We start from the raw sequence: 6,365 nt of genomic DNA on the forward strand, positions 1-6,365 counted from the left end.
ACTGTTTCACTGCGCACAACCTTCTGGAAAGCCGCCGGTCTGAAAGGACACACACCTACGCGAGCTACCGGGGGTAGTCATGCGACGGATAGGTACTGCACTGGCCGCGACAATGCTGGCGGGCGGCGGCCTGTTGGCCGGCACGGTTCCGGCGGTGGCCGCGCCGACGGCCGTGGACTGTGCCGTGACGTGGGGAAGCCTGGACAAGACCGGTGACGCCGTCGCCTCCAGGCGACTGACCGACGTGCGGACCGGACAGCACGAATGCTTCGACCGCCTGGTCTTCGACGCCCAGGGCACGACGGCCGACCCGATCGGCTACACCGTCCGCTACGTCGACGTACTGCATCAGGACCCGAGCGACATCGTGGTTCCGATCAAGGGCGGAGCCATTCTGGAGATCTCGCTGTTCTCCTCGCGCTACGACCCGGCGACCGGACAGCCCTACCCGCCGCTTCCGTCCGCCAACGTCACCGGGTACCGGACCTTCCGGGAGTTCAAGGTCACAGGCGGCTCCGAGGGATACACCCAGGCCGGACTGGGCGTCCGCGCCCGGCTGCCGTTCCAGGTCTTCCAGACGGCCAACCATCTCGTGGTGGACGTGGCTCACACCTGGTGATCCCGTACGGCCCGGCTCGTCGTCTGCCATCAGGGCTCTGACCTGGGTCGGCGGAGTCGGCCTCGCACTGACGGACACCGTGGTAGGCGGGATGGGCTGTGGCAGTGTGGTCGCCGCAGTTGCCGGTGGGCCCAGTTACCGGCTGTTCCAAGAGCACAGGACGACCGGTGGTTACGCCGACTCGATCGGCACCGCGGCAGCCATTCTCCCCGGCGAACCTGCTCCGTGGCTGACACATGGCAAGGCCCGGTGTCCGCCCGGACGTCGTGTTGCCCTGAACGACGATGGAGGTGGCGCGCGGATGAGCTCTCGTGGGCAGGTGGAGGCGCTGGCCGCTCGGTATCCCGTGCGCACCGGCCTGATTGCCGCGGTCGGGTTTGGCGGTCTCGCTGGCCTGGCCATATCCGCCGTCACGTGGGGTGTGGTGCTGTGAGGGGTTGGGATGGGGACGTTGTTCGGCCTGGCGAGCCTTGGCGTGCGCTGGGAACTGGCCCGGCGTATGCCCGATGGGTCCTGGGGGCGGACTCCTGTTGCGCCGTCCGCGGGACTGCGGCGGGCGACTGGAGCCGATGTCGCCCTCTTCCTGGTGGCCTGGGGTGTGGGGACGGTGTTCCTCTGGCTCATGGGACACCTCCGCCCCGAGCCCATCGACTGGCCCGCCAGCGCGGTCATCGCGGTCGTGCCTGTGGCGATCGGTGTGCTCAGCGGCTTGCGCAGGACGCGGGCGTCGCGCCTGCCCCGGAGCGAGGACTGAGGTCCTGGCCCGCAAGCCGGCGTCGCTCTCGCACGTCGAGGCGGCGGCGGCACCGTCGAGCGGTCGCTCGAAGTGCTACGCGTCGGGCGGTCACCTAGTGACGGCGGTCGCCGGGGGGAACGCGGAGCTCATCGCCAGGTACGAGGCGGCCGGCATGCGCTTCAGCTGCATCGCGGTCGACCTCGACCCCGTCGCCCTGCGAGGTCTCGTCGACCTCGTCGAACAAGGCCGGCTCCCGGTCCATGTGCAGCAGACGTTACGGTTCGACCGCGTCGCCGACGCCCACCGGCTGCTCGACGGCGGTCACCTCCAGGGCAAGCTCGTCCTCACCGTCTGATCTGGTCGTGAGGTCGTGCGGTCGGGAGAGATATCCGCGATCGCCCTTTTGGTGAACCGCTAATCCTGGCAGTCGTTATTAGTTACCCGTGGAATTCCCCGTAGTTTTCCCAAAATTCATGTTTGGCCGCACGGTCGAGATGCGGCCCGGATCGTGACGGGCAATTGACTTGGGTAGATCTTGGTCGGATCTTGACCGAGTGCGCTCAATCCGCGTAGAACTTGTGACCAGATGTTGAAGCATCGGGGCTACGGGGGCTGTTGTGGCATCAGTTGTGACGCACCGTCATGTCGGCGTGCGCAGACGGCGGTTGAGAGATATCGCGGGGTTCGTGACGGCGATGGCCGTACTGGCGGGGATTCCCGCGGTCGGCGTCACCGCGACCGCTTCGGCGGCGCACGCGGATTCGCTTTCCGGATCCTCCGGGGAGAACACCTCCGGGGAAAATGCCTCGAAGGAGAACACCCCCGAGGCGGAAAAGGCAGCCGCGAAGGCCGTGGCGACCGGTGAGCGCGTGGAGATCGTCGGAAAGCGAACCGAATACACGTCGACATACGCGAATCCGGACGGCACTACTTTCTCCCTCAGCATGTCCACCGCGCCGGTCCGGGTGAAGCAGGACGATGGATCGTGGGCCGCGCCGGACGCGACGCTGGTGCGCCGGGCGGACGGCACGGTCGGCCCGAAGGCGGCCGTGGCGGACGTGTCCTTCTCCGGTGGCGGGGACGGCGCCGACCTGGTGACCCTCGCGGAGGGCGGCAAGTCGCTGACGGTCGGCTGGCCGGGCGAACTGCCCGAGCCGACCCTGGACGGCGCCTCGGCGGTGTACCCGGAGGTGCTGCCCGGAGTGGATCTCCGGATGACCGCGACCGGCGAGGGCTACCGCGAGGTTCTCGTCGTCAAGTCGGCCCAGGCGGCGAAGAGCGACGAACTGAAGACGCTGGACTTTCCCGTCGAGGCGCAGGGACTGACCCTGAAAGCCGGTGGCGGTGGCGGCCTGGACGCCGTCGACGACAACGGCAATGCCGTGTTCCGCGCCCCCACCGCCCGGCAGTGGGACTCCGCGGGGGATTCCGCGGGAGACGCGGCGACGACGTCCGGAGCGTCCACCATGTCGCTCCGCACGGAGGACACGTCCTCGGCCACCGCCACGGACCTGACCGCCAAAAACGGCGAGTCGGGCACCGCCAAGAACCCGACCCCCGAGGACACCTCCTCGGCCGCCACCGCGGACCCGACCGCCAAAAACGGCAAGTCGGCCACCGCCGCGGACCCGACCGCAGAAGACCTGACCGCTGAGAACCTGACCGCTGAGGGCCTGACCGCCGAGGCCCCAACCCCCGAGACCGGCGATTCCACCCCCGACCCCGCGTCCGGCCCCAGTGACGGCGACGCCACCGCAGTCCTCCCCGTGACGGCGGACGCCGACTCGATCACCGTCGTGCCCGATGCCGGGTTGCTGACCGGTGACGACACCGTCTACCCGGTGTACGTCGACCCCGATGTGACCTGGGGGGAGTCGGAGCGCACGCTTCTGTCCTCGGACGGTGACACCTTCTACAACTTCTCCGGCGGCAGTGACGGTGAGGGCATCGGCTACTGCGGGACGTACGTGACGGGAGGCATCGGCTATTACTGCGGCTCGGGTTACCGGCAGCGGATGTACTTCGAGTTCGCGCCGACCGCGCTGCGCGGCAAGCGGGTGCTCGACGCGACGTTCCGGGTGACCGAGCGGTTCTCGATGTCCTGCGAGAAGACGGCCGTTCAGCTGGTGCGGACGCCGAACATCTCGTCGGCGACGAACTGGCCGGGGCCGACCAGCAATTGGGATGTGATGGGGGACCGTACGGTCTCGGCCGGGCGCGGTGACGCGTGCAGTCCGAGTCAGCCGGACGCGCCGATCGAGTTCAACGACGACCCGACGCAGAGCTACGAAAACCTCACCAGCACGGTGAAGTCTTTCGCGGCCGGGGGCTTCGCCAGGCTCACGCTGATGCTGAAGGCGGCCAACGAGTCCGACCCCAACGGCTGGAAGCGGTTCGACGACGACGCCGTACTCGATGTCAGTTATGTGGGTCTGCCGGGTGTGCCCACGAGCCCGATCGTGGGCACCTCGTGCGAGACGGACCCGGCGGACCCGGCCTGGCTGTCGAACCCGAAGCCGAAGCTCAGCGGCGTGGTGCAGACGGAGGCGGGCGGTGAGAGCGGCGCGAACCTGCGGGCCCACTTCACCGTGCAGGAGAAGCAGAGCGACGGGACCTGGGACCTGGTGACCGAGCCGGTCCGGCCCAGCTCCGGCTATGTCGGTGACGGCGTCAAGGTCACGGAGGACTCGCCGATCACGCTGAAGCAGAACACCCCGTACCGAATGGCGGTGTTCTCGCGCTCCTACTACAACAGCGGTGCGAACAACATCGAGAGCCACAGCACGGTGACGACCAAGGGCTGGTGCTACTTCACGATCGACTCGACGCGGCCCAAGGCGCCGACGATCACCAACCCGCCCGGCTCGCTCTACGACGTGTGCCCGGTCGAGGGTGACGGGTGCGGTGCCGCGACCGGCGGGCCGGGGAAGGCCGGCGCGTTCGTCTTCACCAAGAACGCGGCCGACGCCAACATCGTGGCGTTCGAGTACAAGCTCGCCACCGACGCCAAGTGGACGAAGGTGGCGGGCACGAGCTCGGTGCTCCGCTCGGTGAAGCCCGTGCTGTCCGGCCTCCAGGTGCTGTACGTGCGGGCGGTGGACAGCGTCGGGACGGGGCAGTCGGGCGACACGACGGCGATCCGGATCAATGTCGCCGAGAGCAAGGGCGCCTCGGCCAGATGGAACTTCAACGACAGCGCGGTCGGCTCAGGCGAGACCAACGCGTCCGACTCCGCGACGACCGAAGGGGTACGGCACCCGGCCACCCTGTACAACACCGGCGCGGGCTGGTCCGGCCTCGGCCGCCGCGGCTCGCAGGACAGGTCGCTGGTGCTGAACGACAACTCCGACGCCACCCGGCAGACGGGGTACGCCGCGACCGCGGGACCGGTGGTCAACACCCAGTCCTCGTACACCGTGTCCGCCTGGGCGTACCTCACGGACGACAGTGTCTACCGGGGTGTCATGTCGCAGACCGGCAGCGACAGTTCGGGGTTCGTTCTCTATTACTCGGGCGGCGTCAAGCGGTGGATCTTCCGCTTCAACTGGAGCGACAGCACGGGACGGCACTTCGTCACCACGGGTTCGACCGCCGAGGGCGTGCCCCTGAAGGTGTGGACCCACGTCGCCGCTGTCTATGACGCCGACGCCAAGACCATCCAACTGTTCCTCAACGGCCGTGCCCAGGACCCCCCGGTCGCCGTGCCGGCCGGCGGTGAGGTCCAGACCCCCGACGGTGCCCTGCAGATCGGCCGGGCCAGCTATGTGTACGGCACGTACACGCAGTACTGGAAGGGCCGTATCGACGAGCCCGCGGTCTTCCCGGAGGCCCTGCAGCCGGCGGACGTGGCCAAGGAGGCCAAGCTGCTGGATGCCACCGGCACCGCCACCGCCACCGAACTGATGGCCAACTGGAATCCTCAGGGTGCGACCGGCACCACGCTGGCCGACTCCCTTACCGGATACGGTCGTTCGCTGACCCTGTCCGGGGGCGCCGCGCTGGACGGTGAGTCGATCGTCCTGGACGGTACGAACGACGCGGCCACCGTGACGGGACCGGTCGTCGACGACACCGGCTCCTTCACGGTGACCACCGAGGTCGAACTCGACCGGGCCGTCCTGAGCACCAAGGCGACCGACTACGTCGGGCAGGTCCTCGGCCAGCGCAGCGCCGACGGTTCGGCGTGGGGACTGTGGTACCAGCGGACCGGCACCGAGACCTGGTTCGACGACGACGGGAACCTGCACGAGGACCCGGCCGGGTTCTGGAAGTTCGGCCGCCGCAACAGCGACGGCAGCTTCGACGCGGTCACCTCCGACAGCGCCGCCCTCACCGGCGCGGTCCGGCTGACCGGGGTGTACGACGCCCAGGACGGCACGATCCGGCTCTACCTGGACTCCACGCGCAACGACGTGGAGACCGCGTACACGGCGAAGGTCGGCACGGCCGAACTGGCCGTGGGGAAGGGCTACGTCGGCGGGGCCTGGGGGTACTACCTGCCCGGCCGGATCAACGACATCCGGATCTGGGTCGGCGCCGCCGCGGACAGCGACCAGGTCGACACGATGATCGGCTGATTTCCGTCGGCCGGCCCGGGGCACCGCCCGGGCCGGCCGACGCACCGGCACGTTTTCCGCGCTCCGCGCTCCTGGCTCACGCGGTCCCTCTCACACTTCTCACGGGGGTCATCTCTCCATGTTCCGGAAACGAAGGTCACGACTGCGCCGTTGGCAGGTACGGGTCATACCCGGGGTGGCGCTCGGCGTCGCCCTGAGTCTCGCCGCCGGCGGGCTGACCGTCGCCCAGGCGGCCGAGAGACCCGAGCCCAAGCCCCTCTCGGCGCTGTGGAAACGCGACACTGCCGACACCAAGGCGGTGACGACCCGGATCTGGCCGCGTGAGGCGGAAGAGATCACCGTCTGGGACGACTGGGCGCAGCTCTGCCCGGTGCCCCAGGTGTAGGTGGTGAAGGGCACGTCGCTGCCCGCGTTGTACTTGGCGACGTACTGG

Annotated in this window: 4 protein-coding genes and 2 pseudogenes; 4 read left to right on the plus strand and 2 right to left on the minus strand. The window is 68.8% G+C overall.

Annotation, left to right across the window (positions count from 1 at the left end; genetic code table 11):
• The first annotated feature begins 79 nt into the window (after positions 1-79).
• The 3 genes and pseudogenes from R6V09_RS02655 to R6V09_RS02665 all read left to right on the plus strand — a co-directional run.
• Entirely contained in the window at positions 80-619 is a 540-nt protein-coding gene (locus R6V09_RS02655; RefSeq protein WP_317879691.1) for an AMIN-like domain-containing (lipo)protein, read from the plus strand.
• 442 nt (positions 620-1,061) lie between these two features.
• The gene (locus R6V09_RS02660; protein ID WP_317879692.1) at positions 1,062-1,373 is read left to right on the plus strand and encodes a hypothetical protein; all 312 of its coding nucleotides are present in this window, start codon (positions 1,062-1,064) and stop codon (positions 1,371-1,373) included.
• 42 nt (positions 1,374-1,415) lie between these two features.
• A pseudogene (locus R6V09_RS02665) lies at positions 1,416-1,710 on the plus strand (zinc-binding dehydrogenase); the annotation flags it as partial.
• A 285-nt stretch (positions 1,711-1,995) separates the two neighbouring features.
• Here R6V09_RS02665 and R6V09_RS02670 read toward each other — a convergent pair.
• Positions 1,996-2,283: a hypothetical protein gene (locus R6V09_RS02670; RefSeq protein WP_317879693.1), complete on the minus strand. Its 288-nt coding sequence runs from the start codon at positions 2,281-2,283 to the stop codon at positions 1,996-1,998.
• A gap of 16 nt (positions 2,284-2,299) precedes the next feature.
• Here R6V09_RS02670 and R6V09_RS02675 point away from each other — a divergent pair, with 16 nt between their 5' ends.
• Positions 2,300-5,932 (plus strand): LamG-like jellyroll fold domain-containing protein, encoded by a 3,633-nt coding sequence (locus R6V09_RS02675; RefSeq protein ID WP_317879694.1) that lies wholly within the window; start codon positions 2,300-2,302, stop codon positions 5,930-5,932.
• A 108-nt stretch (positions 5,933-6,040) separates the two neighbouring features.
• On the opposite strand, the pseudogene R6V09_RS54520 reads toward R6V09_RS02675, so the two are convergent.
• Positions 6,041-6,365: pseudogene (locus R6V09_RS54520) on the minus strand (hypothetical protein); the annotation flags it as partial.

The organism is Streptomyces sp. W16 (assembly GCF_033194735.1).
Taxonomy (GTDB): domain Bacteria; phylum Actinomycetota; class Actinomycetes; order Streptomycetales; family Streptomycetaceae; genus Streptomyces.

Excerpts from the sequence above, each read along its gene's own strand:
- R6V09_RS02655 (WP_317879691.1), top strand. The coding sequence starts at position 80 with ATGCGACGGATAGGTACTGCACTGGCCGCGACAATGCTGGCGGGCGGC.
- R6V09_RS02660 (WP_317879692.1), top strand. The coding sequence starts at position 1,062 with ATGGGGACGTTGTTCGGCCTGGCGAGCCTTGGCGTGCGCTGGGAACTG.
- R6V09_RS02675 (WP_317879694.1), top strand. The coding sequence starts at position 2,300 with ATGTCCACCGCGCCGGTCCGGGTGAAGCAGGACGATGGATCGTGGGCC.